At 66.5% G+C, this 15170-nt stretch carries 15 protein-coding genes; 2 read left to right on the top strand and 13 right to left on the bottom strand.

Features of this window, described 5'->3' with window-relative positions:
• Positions 1 to 6: 6 nt before the first annotated feature.
• The 5 genes from arsB to Q7I88_RS15670 all read right to left on the bottom strand — a co-directional run bounded on the left by arsB (position 7) and on the right by Q7I88_RS15670 (position 3819).
• On the bottom strand, positions 7 to 1077 hold the full coding sequence (gene arsB, locus Q7I88_RS15690; protein ID WP_305096842.1) for an ACR3 family arsenite efflux transporter: 1071 nt from the start codon (positions 1075 to 1077) through the stop codon (positions 7 to 9).
• A complete protein-coding gene (locus Q7I88_RS15685) occupies positions 1074 to 1574 on the bottom strand; it encodes an arsenate reductase ArsC (RefSeq protein ID WP_305096841.1) in 501 nt (166 codons plus the stop codon). Before Q7I88_RS15685 ends, arsB begins: the two co-directional genes overlap by 4 nt.
• 79 nt (positions 1575 to 1653) lie before the next feature.
• A complete protein-coding gene (locus tag Q7I88_RS15680; protein WP_305096840.1) occupies positions 1654 to 1992 on the bottom strand; it encodes an ArsR/SmtB family transcription factor in 339 nt (112 codons plus the stop codon).
• A gap of 85 nt (positions 1993 to 2077) precedes the next feature.
• Positions 2078 to 2404 carry a TraR/DksA family transcriptional regulator gene (locus tag Q7I88_RS15675; RefSeq protein ID WP_305096839.1) on the bottom strand — a complete coding sequence of 109 codons (327 nt, stop codon included), beginning with the start codon at positions 2402 to 2404 and terminating at the stop codon, positions 2078 to 2080.
• The gene (locus Q7I88_RS15670; protein ID WP_305096838.1) at positions 2401 to 3819 is read right to left on the bottom strand and encodes a carotenoid oxygenase family protein; all 1419 of its coding nucleotides are present in this window, start codon (positions 3817 to 3819) and stop codon (positions 2401 to 2403) included. The genes Q7I88_RS15675 and Q7I88_RS15670 overlap by 4 nt, the downstream gene beginning before the upstream one ends.
• Positions 3820 to 3897: 78 nt before the next feature.
• Between Q7I88_RS15670 and Q7I88_RS15665 the strand changes: the two genes are divergently transcribed.
• Positions 3898 to 4452 (top strand): nuclear transport factor 2 family protein, encoded by a 555-nt coding sequence (locus Q7I88_RS15665; protein ID WP_305096837.1) that lies wholly within the window; start codon positions 3898 to 3900, stop codon positions 4450 to 4452.
• Positions 4453 to 4557: 105 nt separating this feature from the next.
• Here the strand turns inward: Q7I88_RS15665 and Q7I88_RS15660 are convergent, their stop codons facing one another.
• From Q7I88_RS15660 to Q7I88_RS15630, 7 genes are all read right to left on the bottom strand, one after another.
• Positions 4558 to 5898: a methyl-accepting chemotaxis protein gene (locus Q7I88_RS15660; protein WP_305096836.1), complete on the bottom strand. Its 1341-nt coding sequence runs from the start codon at positions 5896 to 5898 to the stop codon at positions 4558 to 4560.
• Positions 5876 to 7393, bottom strand: coding sequence for a putative bifunctional diguanylate cyclase/phosphodiesterase (locus tag Q7I88_RS15655; RefSeq protein ID WP_305096835.1), 1518 nt, complete (start codon positions 7391 to 7393; stop codon positions 5876 to 5878). The genes Q7I88_RS15660 and Q7I88_RS15655 overlap by 23 nt, the downstream gene beginning before the upstream one ends.
• Before the next feature lie 82 nt (positions 7394 to 7475).
• The gene (locus Q7I88_RS15650; protein ID WP_305096834.1) at positions 7476 to 8333 is read right to left on the bottom strand and encodes a CheR family methyltransferase; all 858 of its coding nucleotides are present in this window, start codon (positions 8331 to 8333) and stop codon (positions 7476 to 7478) included.
• Complete coding sequence (cheB, locus tag Q7I88_RS15645) at positions 8330 to 9436, bottom strand: chemotaxis-specific protein-glutamate methyltransferase CheB (RefSeq protein WP_305096833.1); 1107 nt, start codon at positions 9434 to 9436, stop codon at positions 8330 to 8332. Before cheB ends, Q7I88_RS15650 begins: the two co-directional genes overlap by 4 nt.
• Positions 9437 to 9446: 10 nt before the next feature.
• Positions 9447 to 9812 carry a response regulator gene (locus Q7I88_RS15640; RefSeq protein WP_305096832.1) on the bottom strand — a complete coding sequence of 122 codons (366 nt, stop codon included), beginning with the start codon at positions 9810 to 9812 and terminating at the stop codon, positions 9447 to 9449.
• A 56-nt stretch (positions 9813 to 9868) separates the two neighbouring features.
• A complete protein-coding gene (locus tag Q7I88_RS15635) occupies positions 9869 to 10318 on the bottom strand; it encodes a chemotaxis protein CheW (protein WP_305096831.1) in 450 nt (149 codons plus the stop codon).
• A gap of 3 nt (positions 10319 to 10321) precedes the next feature.
• Positions 10322 to 12394 (bottom strand): chemotaxis protein CheA, encoded by a 2073-nt coding sequence (locus Q7I88_RS15630; RefSeq protein WP_305096830.1) that lies wholly within the window; start codon positions 12392 to 12394, stop codon positions 10322 to 10324.
• A 111-nt stretch (positions 12395 to 12505) separates the two neighbouring features.
• Between Q7I88_RS15630 and Q7I88_RS15625 the strand changes: the two genes are divergently transcribed.
• Positions 12506 to 13363, top strand: coding sequence for a diacylglycerol/lipid kinase family protein (locus Q7I88_RS15625; protein ID WP_305096829.1), 858 nt, complete (start codon positions 12506 to 12508; stop codon positions 13361 to 13363).
• Between the two features lies 1 nt (position 13364).
• On the opposite strand, the gene Q7I88_RS15620 is transcribed toward Q7I88_RS15625, so the two are convergent.
• Positions 13365 to 15137 (bottom strand): DUF8021 domain-containing protein, encoded by a 1773-nt coding sequence (locus Q7I88_RS15620; protein WP_305096828.1) that lies wholly within the window; start codon positions 15135 to 15137, stop codon positions 13365 to 13367.
• Positions 15138 to 15170: the final 33 nt, after the last annotated feature.

The following is a 15170-nucleotide window of genomic DNA, read 5'->3' as shown; positions in this document are numbered from 1 at the left end:
AGCGCGTCAGGCCGCCGGGAAGGCGCTACGCGTCCGGTTGGCGATGGCGACGAGCGACAGCATGACCGGCACCTCGACCAGTACACCGACGACCGTGGCCAGGGCTGCGCCGCTGCCGAGTCCGAAAAGCCCGATCGCCACCGCCACGGCCAGCTCGAAGAAATTCGACGTGCCGATGAGCGCGCAGGGCGCCGCGACGGTGTGCGGCACTCTCCAGAGCTTGGCCCAGCCATAAGCGATGAAAAAGATGCCGTAGCTCTGGACGACGATCGGTGCCGCGATGAGCGCGATCAGGGCCGGCCGGGCCACGATAGTCTCCGCCTGGAAGCCGAACAGCAGGAGCACTGTCAGCAGCAAACCGACGATGGAGAGCGGTTTCGTGCGTCCGGTGAAGCCCGCAACGGCAGCGTCATCGCCATTGTGAGTCGCCAGCAGCCGACGGCGCATGAACGCCCCGGCGGCGAGCGGAACGACGACGTAGAGAACGACCGAAAGCAGGAGCGTCGCCCAAGGGACGGTGATGTCCGTGACGCCGAGAAGCAAGGCGACGATCGGCGCGAAGGCGACGATCATGATGAGATCGTTCACCGCGACCTGGACGAGGGTGTAGGCGGGATCGCCCTTGGTCAGTTGCGACCACACGAACACCATCGCTGTGCAGGGTGCTGCCCCGAGCAGGATCAGGCCAGCGATGTATTGTTGCGCATCGGCCGGCGCGATCAGATGTGCGAACACGACCTCGAAGAACAGCACGCCCAGCGCGGCCATCGTGAACGGCTTGATGAGCCAGTTGACCACCAGTGTGACGACCAGCCCCTTGGGCCTGTCGCCGACACGGCGCACCGCACCGAAATCCACCGCAACCATCATCGGGAAGATCATCGCCCAGATCAGCACCGCGACGACGAGGTTGACGGAGGCATATTCGATCGATGCCAACGCGGCAAAAGTGCCCGGTACGAGGTTGCCGAGCGCGATTCCGGTCAGGATCGCCGCGCCGACCCAAACCGAGAGCCATTTCTCGAACAGGCCGAGGCCTGCCGCGCGAGCGTCGATGTCGGCACTCGTCGCGTTCATGGCCGGTCGGCCTCCCGGCCAATGGCCTGCAGCTTTTCGCGCAAGGCGACTTGCTCGAGGCTGCCAATCGGCAACGCCAGCATGAGGTCGATCCGGCGCTTGAGCATGCGGAAGGCGTCGAGAAAGGCTGCTGCCTTTTGCGCGTCGCTGCCTTTCACCGCAGCGGGATCGGGAATGCCCCAATGCGCGCTGGTCGGGCGCCCGGGCCAGACCGGGCAGCTTTCCGCCGCCGCGCCGTCGCACACGGTAAAGATCAGGTCGAATTGAGGTCCGTCAGCGAATTCGCTCCAGCTCTTGGAATGATAGCCCTCGTCCGGGTAGCCCAAGGTCTTGAGCGTCCGAATCGCCCAGGGATTGACGTCGCCGGTCGGATTGCTTCCGGCGCTGTAGGCCCTGAAGCGACCCTGCCCCTCGTGGGTGAGGATCGCCTCGGCCAGGATCGAGCGAGCCGAATTTCCCGTGCACAGGAACAGCACATTGAGCGGATTGTCCGACATCGAGCAGCTCAGCGGCTGAAGGGTTTGGCCGGCGCGTACTGCGGAGCGATGCGCCCGCCATGTATGGCGAACCAGTTCATCAGGCGCTCTTTCTGCCAGGGTGGGGTTGGCAGCCGAAATCCGCAGTGCAGGAAATCCCGCCACAGCAGTTTTCGGTCAGGTAACCCATCAGATCGTTCATTACGGCATAGTCCGCCGAATAGATGATCGAGCGGCTTTCGCGCCGCTGCGTGACCAGACCGGCGTTGGCGAGCTGGGCCAGGTGAAAACTCATCGAGGACGGCGGAATGTCGAGTTTGTCGGCGAGAGTTCCAGCCGCCACGCCTGGTTCGCCCGCCTGCACCAGCAGCCGGAAAGCGGCTAGACGGTGCTCCTGCGCAAGCGCAGCAAGGGCGCGTATGACGCGGTGGGCCTGCATTGCATGCTCCAATGATTCGATAATTATCGAAATATGGCATCAAGACCCGTATGGCAAGCGACGAGACCGGCCGTCTCTTGGTTTGCTAACCTTTGGCGCTGGCGCAGGTAATGCATAGCGCGGATTCGGGACGGGCATCGAGCCGGTTCTCCGAGATGTCCGCACCGCAGTTCATGCACTCGCCGTAGGTGCCGTCCGCGACCCGTACCAGGGCGCGGCGGGTCGAGGCGATTTCGCTCGTCACCAGCGCGGCCTGTGCCTCGAGCGCTTCGTCGTCCTCCATCTGTACCGCGCGTTCCGAGCTGTCGGTGTCGTGCGGCTCGTCGAGGTCGCGCTCAATGTTGCCGAGCCGCTCCTCCAGTTCGGCGAGCTGCGCCTCGAGCCTCGTGCGCGCCTTGGCGAGATCGATCATGCGGCGGTCTCCCGTGCCGGCACCCACGAGCCGTGGAAGCTCATCGGCAGGGCGAAGGGCAACTTGATCGTGGCGATCGCCGGGCGGCTCACGTCGTTGCCGTCGAGGATCAGCAGGTCGGTGCGTTTCTCGGCGAAGCGGTCCACCGCGGTGAGGATATAGCCGTCGCCCTCGGGCGAATCGGCCGACTTGGGCACGAACACCGGTTCCTGGGCGGCCGCCGCCTCGAGGTCGTGATAGCGCATTTCGCCGGTGTCCCAGTCGATCTGCGCCACGCCCATGCGCGGCGGATCGCGAAAGGCCATGTAGCCGAAGCGGTACTTTTGCATCGCATATCGGTCGTCGATCTTGGGCATGTCGCCATAGGCGCCCTGGACCGGCTCCATCGTCACCGCGTCCGCCGCGTCCTGCGACAGGTCGAAGGTGATGCGGGTGAGCTGCGTCACCGTCTCGGCCATGCTTGGCAGGTTGCCGTGCTTGTCGCGGAAGAAGCAGAAGCAGTTGCCCGGGCTCACCGGCGTGTCGACGATGACCTTATCGCCATCGGTATAGGCGTTCATGATGTGGCCGAGCACGATGCCGGGGATGTCGAACCAGCGCAGGTCTTCCACGGTTCCGCCCCGCGGCATGATGCCCCACTTGGTCGGCAGGTCGGGATCGTACTGGTAGTATTGGTCGCCCGCGCGCAGCCGCTTCTCGTCGGCCACCAGCGGCATGATCGGGAACACGATGTGCTCTCGTGTGACTGCCCAGTCGTGGCTGAGGCCGGGGTAGGGGGTGTGGAACCACTCCTCGCGGATCAGCTTGCCGTGCTTGTCGAACACGTGGAGGCTGGCATCGGTCGTCGGCTCGCCGCCCGCGAACACGCCGTAGGACCACCATTCGCCGGTTTCCGGATCGATCTTGGGGTGCGCGGTCAGGGCGGTCGACCTCAGCCCCTCGAACGCCGGAATCGGCAGCGTGTCGAGCGTCTCGGGATCGAGCCGATAGGGCCGCGAATCCTCGCGCAGGGCATAGACATTGCCGCCGTGGGCGAAGGCGTTGGTGTTGCCGGTGTTGTCGCGCTGCGGCAGGTTGGAGACGCTCTCGTCGTCGGTGTACTTGTTGCGGTAGTGGCCATAGAGCCGCCGCCGCGCCTCCCGCTCGGCCTTGAGCCGCTCGGTCTGGACGTAGCGACTGCGGAAGCTGACGTGGCCGTTCTCGAACTTGAACATCGAGAACATCCCGTCGCCGCCCAGGATGATGTCGTCCTCGAGGCTGGGATACTGCCTGTCTGCCCCGGTGCGATAATAGGCTCCTTCGAGCTCGGGGGGAATTTCGCCCTCGACCTCGCACTCGAAGACATCGGCCTCGAAGCGCATCGGCATGCGCTTTTGATGACCGAAGCTCGCGTAAGGATGAAAAATCTCGGGCATTCTCTCGTTCCTTTTGCTTTAAGCAAATTGAAGCTTGGATAGGGGCGCTTGGCAAGAGCGCATTGGGGAGGATCAAAAATGGCGGAAAATCCGTGGCCCGATGGTGTGCCGAAAGTCATGCCCGCGCAGGATCGGGGCGAGATCGAGGAACTGTTCGCCCGCTATGCCTGGGGCATCGACCTGGCCGACGAGGAACAGGCCATCGCCACCTTCGCCCGCGAGGCCGAGTTCGATCACCTGTGGCAGGGCAAGGTCAAGGGCCACGAGGCGATCCGCAAGAACCTGCGCAGCTTGTGGTACGACCGGCAGCACTGGTGGTACGGCCGCCAGCACCTGATGAGCCACTTCATCATGGACCCGATGGAGCAGGGCGCGCGGGTGCGCTGCTTCTTCCAGATCATCCAGTGGAACGCCGACTACAACACCAACTTCGTGTTCGGCATCGGCACCCGCGACGACCGGCTGATCAAGGAAGACGGGCGCTGGGTGTTCTACAAGCTCAAGGTCAACGCCTGGACCGCGGTCGACCAGATTCCGTGGAAGGGCGAGCGCACACTACCCATGCGCCCCCCGTACAAGAGCGAGCCGGCGGACACCCGGCCGTTCGACGAGCAGACCAGGGACGGGTGGTAGAGCGGAAGCGGCCTGTCCGCTTCACGTCCCAAGGGCCAGGCGCAGACGCCCCCAATTGCGGACGTAAAGAAGTCGATCATGCCCTTCGCGGTTGTCCGTCTCCGCTCAGACCTCGCGGACGTGCTTGATGAATTCGGCGGCCTGGCCCTTGAGGAAGGTCGCCTGCTTCTCGAGCTCGGTCGAGCTCGATAGCACCTGGCTCGCCGCGCTGCCGGTGGCGAGCGAGGTTTCGCGGACCTGTTCGATATTGCCGGTGACGTCTTCCGCCCCGCGCGCGGCGAGGTCGATCGAGCGGGCGAGGTCCTGCCCGGCGACGGACTGCTGGTCGACCGCCGCGGCGATCGAGACGGCGGTGGTCTCGAGCTGCTTGATCTGCCCGGCGATATCGCGCAGCGCTGTGACGCTGGCACCGGTGGTGTCCTGGATGGCGCGGATCTGCGCCGCGACCTGCTCGGTTGCCTTGCCGGTGCGCGTCGCCAGCTCCTTGACCTCGGACGCGACGACCGCGAACCCGCGGCCCGCTTCGCCGCCGCGTGCGGCTTCGATCGAGGCGTTGAGCGCCAGGAGGTTGGTGCGCTGGGCGATGGTCGAGATGAGCTCGACGATCTGGCCGACCTCGGCCGCGCTTTCGGTCAGCGCAGAGATGGTCTTGTCGGCATCGACTGCCGCGGTGCTGGCCTTGCGGGCCAGCTCGGCGCTGGTGGAGGCCTGGCGGCTGATCTCACCGATCGACATGGCGAACTCGTCGCTCGCCGCGGCCGCCGCGGTCACCCCGGCGGTCGCCTCGGTCAGCGACTGGCTGACCTTGGCCGACTGGTTGGACGACTGTTCGGCGCAGGCGGCCATGGCCGTTGCGGTGGCCTGAAGTTCGCTCGAGGCCGAAGCCACGCTGCCGACGATCTCGCCGACGGTCTTGTCGAACTTGTCGGTCAGTTCGCGGAGCGCTTCGCTGTGCTTGGCTCGCTCGGCGTCGTTTTCCACGCGCAGCTTCTGAAACTTGAAGGCGGCTTTCTTGATCGTCGCGAGGGCGCGGGCGAGATCGCCGATTTCGTCGTCGCGGTGGACGTTTTCGATGTCCACGTCGTGGCGACCTTCGGCAAGCGCGACGGCGCTGCGCTTGGCGCTGACCAGCGGCCGTACGACGTCCTCGTTGACCAGCCGCTGCGTGAAATAGGCGGTGGCGGCGATGCCGGAGGTGAGCACGCTGAGCATGGAGAATATCCAGCCGGGTACGCCCTCGGCGCCGAGCCATACGGCCAGGGCCAGCGCGGCGTTGCCGCCGGCGAGCACGGTCATGGCCGCGAGCACGGTGCGCGTCCGTTGGCCGATCGATGCGGTGCCGAACAGGCTGCGCTTGTGCTCCGCCGGTCCGGCGGCGCGCCGCTCGGCGCGGTCGCGTTCGAGTTCGTCCAGCACGGGGATTTCAGGCGTTTGCGACATATCCATGGCGTTCATCTCCGACGGCATGAGCCAGGTTGAGGAGGCGTGTGACTTCGTCTGCCGACACGGCCTTGTAATAGAGCCAGCCTTGCATCTGGTCGCAGCCGGCGGCGCGGGCGAGCGTGGCCTGGGCGTCGGTTTCGACGCCTTCGGCGGTCACGCCCATGTTCATGGCCCGGGCTACGGCGATCGAGGAAATCATCATCGCCCGGCTCGAATCGTCGTCCGCCGCGCCGACGATCAGCGAGCGGTCGAGCTTGAGTTTTTCGAAGCGGAACTTGCGCAGGAAGCCGATCGAGGCATAGCCCGTACCGAAATCGTCGAGCGCGACCCCGACCCCGAAGCCGCGGATCATGTCGAGCGCCCGGCCGGCGACATGGGGGTCGCCGACGAGATAGGTCTCGGTGATTTCCAGCTCGAGCCGCTCGGGCGGAAAGCCGGTTTCCTCGAGGATCTGGCCGAGCTGCACCGGGAACTCCGGATTGCGCAGCTGCGCCGGCGAGACGTTGACCGAAAGCTTGATCAGGTCCCAGGCCATCGCGTCCTTGCAGGCCTGGCGTAGCACCCAGCGGCCGATCTGATTGATCAGTCCGGTTTCCTCGGCGATCGGGATGAAGATGTTCGGGCCGAGCGGTTCGCGCGATCCGCGATCCCAGCGCAGCAAGGCTTCGACTGCGACGATCGAGCCGTCCGTGGCATCGACCAGCGGCTGATAGACCATGTGGAATTCCTGCCGGCCGAGCGCCCGCCGAAGGTCTTCCTCGATCTTGCGGACCTCCTCGCGCGAGCGATCGAAGTCTTCGATGAACCAGGTGCAGCGCATCTTGCCGCCGCTCTTGGAGGCATACATGGCGACGTCGGCGCGGCGCAGCAGTTCGGATGAGGTGATCCCTTCGTCGCCGGAGCGGCGGGCCATGCCGATGCTCGCGCCGATGGTGATCTTGCGATCGTCGATCTCGACCGGCTGAGCGAGCCGCTGCAGCAGGCGCCGGCAGGTGCTCTCGAGAATGTTGCCGGCAATCGGGCCGATCACCACGACGGCAAACTCGTCGCCGCCGAGACGATAGGTGCGTCCCTCGCCCCCGCACATCTCGCGCAGAAGCTCCGAGCAGCGCTTGATCAGCGTATCGCCGACGAAATGGCCGTACTGGTCGTTGATCGCCTTGAAGCCGTCGAGATCGACCAGTGCGAGGGCGACTTCGTCTTCCTCGCCGGCATTCCGCGCCACGTCGAGGTGCAGCGCGCGCCGGTTGGGGACGCCGCTCAGGCTGTCGGTCAAGCCGAGCCGTTCGAGTTCGGAAATCCCTGCAAGCCCGATCCGCACCAGCAGCGCGGCGGCAACGCAGTAGGTAATCGAGGCAATGGTCAGCGCGCGCACCGATTCAGGCGTGGCGAAAGCGCCATATCGCCCGAGATAGCCGATCAGCGCGGCGACGATCGCGCTCAGCATCACCGCCGAGCCGATAACCAGCCAGCGCAGCGACAAATCGTGCTTGGTCATGGCAAGTTGCACCCCAGTCCCCCCTGGCTCCACGGATACGCGGAAAGGGTTACCGAAGGTTAAACCAAACATTTACTATGTCTTACGCGGCACTGGCGTGCGGCGAGCCCTGACCGGCCAGCGGACCGTGCTTGTAGACCGCCTGGCGCTCCACGTCGGGCACGAACCAGCCGCTTCGGCCGAGCACGGTTTCGCCGCCGCCGAGCACCAGCCGCCCTCCGTCGGCGAGCGCTTCGGAAAGTCGGGCGAAGGCGCGCTCACGCACCGGTTTGTCGAAGTAGAGCAGGACGTTGCGGCACAGGATGAGATCGAACCGGCCGGGGAAGGGCGCCGGGTGGAGCAGGTTGTGCACCTCATAGCGGACTCGGTCGCGCAGGCGGTACTGCGCCTTCCAGCCGTCCTCGGTCTCGGTAAAGTAGGCCAACATCTGTGCCACCCCGAGCCCGCGCTGGATCTGGAAATTGGAATACGTCGCGGCGCGGGCAAATTCGAGCACGCTGGACGAGACGTCGGTACCGAGAATCTCGATTTCCCAGCCGTCCCAGCGCTTGCCCTGTTCGGCGAACATCATCGCCAGCGAAAGCGTTTCCTGCCCGCTCGAGCAGCCAACCGACCAGATGGTCAGTTTCTTGCTCTTGGCGCGCTCGCTCGCCAAGCGCGGCAAGAGCGTCTCGCCGATGTAGTCGAACACCGAGCGGTCGCGAAAGAAGTAGGTTTCGTTGTTGAGCAGGGCTTCGACCACATCCTGCGCCAGCGAGCTTTCGTCCGGCTGGGTGAGCAGCACGACGAGGTCCTGGTTGCTCGCGATCCCGCGCTCGCGGAACAGGCCGGAAAGCGCCGGGGCGATGCGCCAGCGGCGGTCGTCGGTCAGACGCTGACCGGTGCGTGCCTCGAGCAGACCGGCGATGATGCCGATGGCCAGGTCATCGGGATCCATCATGCGGTTTGCACGCCCGCCGCCGCGGCGATGCGCGCGGCCAGGTCGAAAGGATGGAGGATGGCCGCGGCAAGGCCGGCGCGGGCGATCGAACCGGGCATCCCCCACACCGCCGAGCTGGCTTCGTTCTGCACCAGCAGCGTTCCGCCCGCTTCGACGAGCTCGAACGCACCGTCGGTGCCGTCGCGGCCCATGCCCGTCAGCACCACGCCCAGCGCCGCGGGACCGTGGGTCAGTGCGAGCGAGGCGAACATCGGGTCGAGCGAGGGCATGCAGCCGCTCGGCACCGGCCGCCGGTCGAGCTTGATGGCATGTCCGGAACCGCTTTCGACCACCACCATATGGGCATCGCCGGGGGCTACTGCGATGCGCCCCGGCAGCAGCGGCTGGCCGTCCTCGGCGGCGACCGCCGGCAATCCGGAGACGTCCTGCAACTGGTTGCGAAAAGCCTCGTTGAACGAGTGCGGCAAGTGCTGCGTGACGAGTATCGGGATTCCGAGATCGCGCGGCAGCACGCCGAACAACTGGCCGAGCGCGTGAATGCCGCCGGTCGAGGCGCCGATTGCGAGCACCCGCGCACGCTGGCGCGAGGCCGGGCGCAACGCGGGTACGGGCGTCTCCGGCGTCGTGGCTGCAGTGGCCGCGCGGCGTAGCGGCTTGCGGCCGAGCGCCAGAATCTTGCCGACGAGGACCTCGCGGTAAGCCTGGTCGAACCCGCCGCTCGACGGTTTCTGTAGAGTGTCTGCGGCACCCAGGCTGAGCGCCTCGACCGTCGCTTCCGCTCCGTCCTTGGCGTGGCTCGAGACGACGAGGATTTTCGCTTCGCTGGCGCGCTGGATCATCTTGGGCAGGGCGCCCAGGCCTCCCATGCCGGGCATTTCGAGATCGAGCAGGATGACGTTGACATGCTCGCTCGCGAGCAACTGCAGCGCATCTTCCGCGGTCGATACCGCGCCGGCGAGCACGAGACCCTGCGTCTGCTCGACGAGCCGTGAAAATGCCGAGCGCACGATCAGCGAGTCGTCGACCACCAGAACGCGAATGCCGCGTCCACGTCCGAGACCCGGTCCCTCGTCAGGCCGGCCTATGTTCGTCGCGATACCCACGAGGCCCGCCTCAGGCGGCGCCGACCAGCTGCAGCTTGATCTGCAGCGTATCGTGATCGAACGGCTTCATGACGTATTCGTCGGCCCCGGCGTCGATCGCTTCGCGGATATGCGCGACATCGTTCTCGGTCGTGCAGAACACGACTTTGGGGGTCTTGCCGTCGGGGCGTTCGCGCAGGCGCGAAAGGAATTCGATTCCGCTCATCACCGGCATGTTCCAGTCGAGCAGGATCACGTCGGGCATCTTCACGTCGCACTTGGCCAAAGCCTCCTGCCCGTCGGCGGCCTCGTCGACGGCGAAGCCGAGCGTCTCCACGATGTGGCGCGACACCTTGCGGATTACCCGCGAATCATCGACGATCAGGCAGTTCTTCATTTCTTCAGACCTTCTGTTCTTGAACACCGGCCTACCGCGACGAGGTAAATATTGGCTTACGCCGCCTCCAGCGCGGCCGAACCTGCGACGAGCTGTGCCGGATCGAGCAACAGGGCGGGCCCGGCGCTGGTCTCGACCATGCCCAGAGTCGCGCGGGACCAGCCAGGCAGGAGATCGGCCCGGAGCGGGGCCGGTTCGCCTTCGAGCGCGACAACTTCCTCGACCCGGTCGACGACCAGCGCATAAAGGTGTTCGTCGAGCTCCACGACGACGGCCAGAACCAGGCCGTCTTCCTCCTGGGCCTCATCGCCTTCCGGCAATTCGAGCGAACAGCGGCAGTCGATGACGGTCATCGCCTTGCTGCGCAGCGCGGCGAGACCGACGATATGCGCTGGCGATCGCGGCACCGGGGTGATGCTGTCGAGTTCGACCACCGACTGGATTCGGTCGGATTCGAGAGCGGCCATCTCGCCCGCGATGCGGACCAGCAGGAGCGAACGGTCCATCGGTCAGACTCCTTCGGTCACGAAGCTCGCCGGGTCGGCCAGCAGGCGTGCCTCGTCGAGCAGGTCGACCGGGCGGCCATCGACCAGGGCGAGACGGCTGCCGGTGCGCCGGTCGGGCCTGCCGACCGTGTCCGGATCGTATTCCACCAGGTCGATCATGCGCTCGTAGGCATAGGCAATCTCGCGGTCGTCGGAGCCGATGCGGAACATGGCCACGGTGTCCTCGGGCAGGTCCCCGGCGACGCCGAGAAGCGGCACGATTTTGCCGTCGATGACGATCTGCGCCGTTCCGTCATTCCCGCGCCGAACGGAGGAGACGGGGAGCTTCTCGATGCGGCGCACCGAATCCATGTCGATCGCGCGCTCGCCGCCATCGAAACCGACGAACAGCAGCGCAGGCTGGAGAACCTTCTCTTCCTCGCGGACCTCGCGGCCGGCGGTGCGGATCGTGCGGTCCTTGACTTCGCTGATCATGCCCGCGCTGCGCGCGACCCCAGCGATGTCGAGCATCGGCACCGGACTGCCGTCGTCGAGCTGGGTCGTGCCGACGTAGAGGCCGCAGGCCATCAGCACCGGGGCGATCGGCTTGACCACCAGCTCCTCGTGGTTGTGGATGGCGTCGACCGCAAGACCGAACACGTCGCCCCCCACGAGCTTGATGAGCACGTAGAGACGAGCCTCCGCCGGGCAGCTCGACTTGAGCCCGAGCACGTCCTCGAGTCCGACGCAGGGTATCCGCTGGCCCCGCAGGGTGATGAACTTGCGCCCACCCATCGTGCTGCTGTCCATCTCGTCGGCGGAGTTGCGGACGATTTCCTCGACGTAGGAGCGCGGCAGCGCAAAGATCTGGCCGGCGATGCCGATGGTCAGCGAAGGCACGATCGACAGCGTCAGCGGGATGTTGAGCATCATCCGCGTGCCCGAACCGGGCGTGGAATCGATGACCAGCGAACCGCCGATCTTTTCGATATTGGCCCGCACCACATCCATCCCGACGCCGCGGCCGGAAACCGCGGTGACTTCCTTGGCGGTGGAGAGCCCCGGCTGGCAGATCAGCATATTGCGTTCGCGCGGGGTCAGCGCGTGCGCCTCCTCGGCTGTTATCAGCCCGGCGGCGATCGCCTTGGCGACCAGCTTCTCGCCGTCGATGCCCTGCCCGTCGTCGACGATGCCGATGCGGATTTCGCTGCCGGTCTGGCGCGCAGTGATGGTCAGCGAGCCGATCTCGCGCTTGCCCGCGGCGAGGCGCTTTGCGGGCGTCTCGATGCCGTGGTCGATGGCGTTGCGAATGATGTGGACCATCGGGTCGCGCACCACCTCGATCATCTCGCGGTCGATTTCGACGTCGCCGCTCTCGACCTCGACCATGACCTGCTTGCCGAGCTCGTGGCTGAGATCGCGGACCATGCGCGGAAATCCGGCGAACAATGTGTCGATCCGCTGCATGCGGATGCGGGTGATCGCCTCGCTGAGATCGACGAGGATTGCGGAGAGGCGATTGAACGGCGCTTCGAGGCCGGTCTCGCCTTCGGCCTGGGCGAGGCGGCGAGCGAGGTCGTTGCGCGCCACCGCCATGTCCGACACCCCGCCCATGACGCGGTCGAGCAGATCGACCGGAAGACGGATGGTGCGCGGCGCGACGGTCTGGCGCTTGGACTTGGCCGAAGCACCGGCGCCATCGGCACCGGTTTCGGGCGCAGCGGCGTCGGCGCCTTCGGCCAGCGCGGCAATCAGCGCCTGGTCGTCGTCGCCCGGAAACTCGGCGCCCTCGCCGATGGCGTCGACCATCTCGGCGATGCGGTCGATCACGGCGAGCACGGCGGAGACCAGGGCCGGGTCGGCCTTGCGGCGGCCGGCGCGGCAATCGGCCAGCGCATCCTCTGCAGCATGGCTGAGCTTTTCGAGGCGCGGAAAGTCGAAGAAGCCGCAGTTGCCCTTCACGGTGTGGACGAAGCGGAAGATGGCGTCGAGGCGTTCCTTGTCGGCGGGATCGCTCTCCCACGCGACGATCTCGCCCGACAGCGCTTCCATCATGTCGCGCGCCTCGGCAATGAAGTCTGCCAGCAGATCGTCCATGCAACTCGCCCCTTGCTCGCGGGCGGTTATGGCGCGGGATGGTTAAGCGGTGGTTAGCAAGCGCAGTCCGCCGTGCATCTTTCGGCAAGCAACCGCTGCTAGGGGGTGCCGATGCCCGCGGTCGTCCAGCTCTTCTCCAACCCGCATTCGGGGACTTACGCGCCGCACCGCGTGGCTGCCCTGGCGCGCGCCTTCGCGGCAGCGGGTGCCGACGTGATCGAGAGCGAAGCCTCGGCGCTTCATCCGCCCGTTATCGACCGGCGCGCGACCCACCTGTGCGTCGCCGGCGGCGACGGCACCGTGCGCCATGTCGTGCGGGCCATGCTGGCGGGCGGGTATCACGCGCCGCTCGCGCATTATCCGCTCGGCACGATCAACCTCCTGGCGCGCGAAGCGGGGTACGATCCGCATGCCGAGCGCTTTGCAGCGCGGTTCCTCGGGCAGGGCGAGCGGCGCAGGCACTTCACCGCTGCCCTCGGCGACGAGCTCTTTCTGTGCTGCGCCAGCGCCGGGCCGGAATGCGCGGCGGTGCGCGGCTATTCTCCCGCGCTCAAGAAGCGCTTCGGCCGCTTCGCATACGCCATCGCCATGCTGCAGGTGCTGCACCGCTGGCCGCGCGAACGCCTGACCGTTACGGCGAACGGCCAGGTCGCCGAGTGCGAGGCGGTCTACATCGCCAAGGGACGCTTCTTCGCCGGGCCGTTCAGTTTCGCGCCCGGGGCGCGGTTGACCGACGAAATGCTCCACGTGGTCACGCTCGGGACGGCGCGGCGGCGCGACTACCTCGCCTTCCTGTGGGATCTGGTCATGCGGCGCGACCCGGGGGCGCGGCGCGGCAATCGCAGCTTCTGTGCGCGCGAAGTGGCGATCGACGGCCCGGCGCACGTCGAGGTGCAGGCCGATGGCGACATCGTCGCGCGTCTGCCGCTCAGCGCCAGAACCAGCGAAGCAACGATAGAGTTCGCCTGACCTAGCCGTGCGGCTGCATGCCGTAGGGCAATTCCGACAGGAACGAGCGCACTTCGACCACTTTGCCGGCATCGAAGCGCATCAGTTCGAGGATCTGGAAGGTGCGCGGGTAGCCTTGGCCAATCGCCGGGCGATCCTCGAACGTGCGTATGGCGATCAGCCCGCGCGCCTCGTCCGCGGCCAGCACCTCGATGTCGCGGACCCGCTCGAGCCCGTCGAAGGCCCCACTGCCGAATACCGAGCCGCACTGCCCGGCCGGCTGGCCGTTGACCGTGGCCGCGCAGTTTGCGGCGACGACGTCGGGTGCCATTGCGAGGTTGGCGGCGCCTGCGTCGAGCATCGCCATCGCGCCTTGGCGCATCGTCTCGCGGTCGGTGCGGCGCGCGGCCGGGAGCACGGCGAACTGCGGCATCGCCCCATCGGCGGGCTCGGCATAGGGGGCGCCGTATTCCTTGCGCCGGATCAGCGCGTCGATCCCGCCGACGCTGTTGCCGTCGGAAGTGACGGTGAAGGCGCCCCAGGCGGCCTGGCCGTGCTCCTCGATCTTGCCGATCCACACCGCCTTGCCGGTTTTCTCGTCGGCGATGACGAGGGGCTGGTTGTCGGTCGCGGTGACGGTCGCCCAGATGCCTTCGCCGACCCGGATGCCGACGCTGTTCTCGGCATAGCCGACCTGCGGCGCCCAGTTCACGCTGCGCCACCGGTTGTCCTTCATCGCCCCGATCACGCCGCGCGCCAGCTTGTCGAGACAGGCGTTGCCGCACTCGTCAGGCTGGGCAGGGTACGCGGGCGGCGAAGAATCCGCGCCCCAGAACGGGTTGTGCATGAAGTAGGGCACGTAAGTGAACACCGCCTCGATCCGTGCGATCTGGCCGTCGCGGATGCGGAAGGCCTCGAGTAGGGTGATCGAGTTGGGCCACTTGAGCGCGGTCTTCATCTCGCGGCCGTTGGTCAGAAGATAATGGTCGAACTCGTTGGCGTGGTCGAAGAAACCGCGCCCGACGGCAACCCCGCGCTCCTCGTCGATGATGAAGAAGTCGCGGCGAATGCGCTTGTTGATCTTGTAGAGGCCGAGTTTGAACTGTTTCTCGCATCCCGCCATGATCGCCGCTGCGTTCCCGCCCCCGCCGCCGGGAGGCGGGGCGGTGGTCGAGATGCCGTTCTCGAGCCGGCCGCAATCGTCGGAGAAATGCGTCAGCACCTGCCCGTCATTGAGCTCGACGGTGCTGAAATAGCCGTCGGCAATCGCCAGCATCCGCTCGCGCGGCCGGCGCTGTTCGGCTCGCAGGATCTGATTGAACTCGTCGTCGTGCGTCATCTTGGTAACGTCGCCGAACGGGGCGGGCAGGGCGGTCTTGCGATGGACGACGCTCTCGATCTCGTCGATCAGCCCGGCCGGGGTGACGTGGATGCGCACGGCATAGATCGCCGGTTCGCCGTTCTCCTTGACCGAGCCGAACCACGCCGCGTTGCCGGTCAGCGGATCGGCCGCCTCGAGGCCGGTCGCATCGACTCCGGTGACCGTGCGCCACAGGCCGGTGCCGGCGGGGATCGCCACGTCGTTCTCCACGACCCTCGCATTCGTCGCCAGCGGCACGAGGCTGATGTCGCCCTTGCGCAAGGCGTCCATGTGCCGGGCCAGCGCGCCGAGCAGGCAGGCCCGGTCGCACTTGGGCGCGACGACCGCACTGTCCTCGCCGGCGGCCTGGGCGAGCGCGGGTGCCGAAACGGCGATGGCCGCCATTGCGGCCAGAGATGCCAGTAGCGAGCGCATTCAGTTCCCTTCCCAAACACAAATCGTCATCCC

The organism is Croceibacterium aestuarii, assembly GCF_030657335.1.
Taxonomy (GTDB): Bacteria; Pseudomonadota; Alphaproteobacteria; order Sphingomonadales; family Sphingomonadaceae; genus Croceibacterium_B; species Croceibacterium_B aestuarii.
The sequence above is the reverse complement of the archived record's forward strand: the minus strand, read 5'-3'. Positions and strand labels throughout refer to the sequence as shown.

Coding starts and splice junctions, on each gene's coding strand:
- Q7I88_RS15635 (WP_305096831.1), bottom strand. CDS start 10,318: ATGGACCGTTCGCTCCTGCTGGTCCGCATCGCGGGCGAGATGGCCGCT.
- Q7I88_RS15670 (WP_305096838.1), bottom strand. CDS start 3,819: ATGCCCGAGATTTTTCATCCTTACGCGAGCTTCGGTCATCAAAAGCGC.
- Q7I88_RS15660 (WP_305096836.1), bottom strand. CDS start 5,898: ATGGATATGTCGCAAACGCCTGAAATCCCCGTGCTGGACGAACTCGAA.
- Q7I88_RS15680 (WP_305096840.1), bottom strand. CDS start 1,992: ATGCAGGCCCACCGCGTCATACGCGCCCTTGCTGCGCTTGCGCAGGAG.
- Q7I88_RS15650 (WP_305096834.1), bottom strand. CDS start 8,333: ATGATGGATCCCGATGACCTGGCCATCGGCATCATCGCCGGTCTGCTC.
- Q7I88_RS15675 (WP_305096839.1), bottom strand. CDS start 2,404: ATGATCGATCTCGCCAAGGCGCGCACGAGGCTCGAGGCGCAGCTCGCC.
- Q7I88_RS15630 (WP_305096830.1), bottom strand. CDS start 12,394: ATGGACGATCTGCTGGCAGACTTCATTGCCGAGGCGCGCGACATGATG.
- Q7I88_RS15640 (WP_305096832.1), bottom strand. CDS start 9,812: ATGAAGAACTGCCTGATCGTCGATGATTCGCGGGTAATCCGCAAGGTG.
- Q7I88_RS15685 (WP_305096841.1), bottom strand. CDS start 1,574: ATGTCGGACAATCCGCTCAATGTGCTGTTCCTGTGCACGGGAAATTCG.
- Q7I88_RS15655 (WP_305096835.1), bottom strand. CDS start 7,393: ATGACCAAGCACGATTTGTCGCTGCGCTGGCTGGTTATCGGCTCGGCG.
- Q7I88_RS15620 (WP_305096828.1), bottom strand. CDS start 15,137: ATGCGCTCGCTACTGGCATCTCTGGCCGCAATGGCGGCCATCGCCGTT.
- Q7I88_RS15665 (WP_305096837.1), top strand. CDS start 3,898: ATGGCGGAAAATCCGTGGCCCGATGGTGTGCCGAAAGTCATGCCCGCG.
- arsB (WP_305096842.1), bottom strand. CDS start 1,077: ATGAACGCGACGAGTGCCGACATCGACGCTCGCGCGGCAGGCCTCGGC.
- Q7I88_RS15625 (WP_305096829.1), top strand. CDS start 12,506: ATGCCCGCGGTCGTCCAGCTCTTCTCCAACCCGCATTCGGGGACTTAC.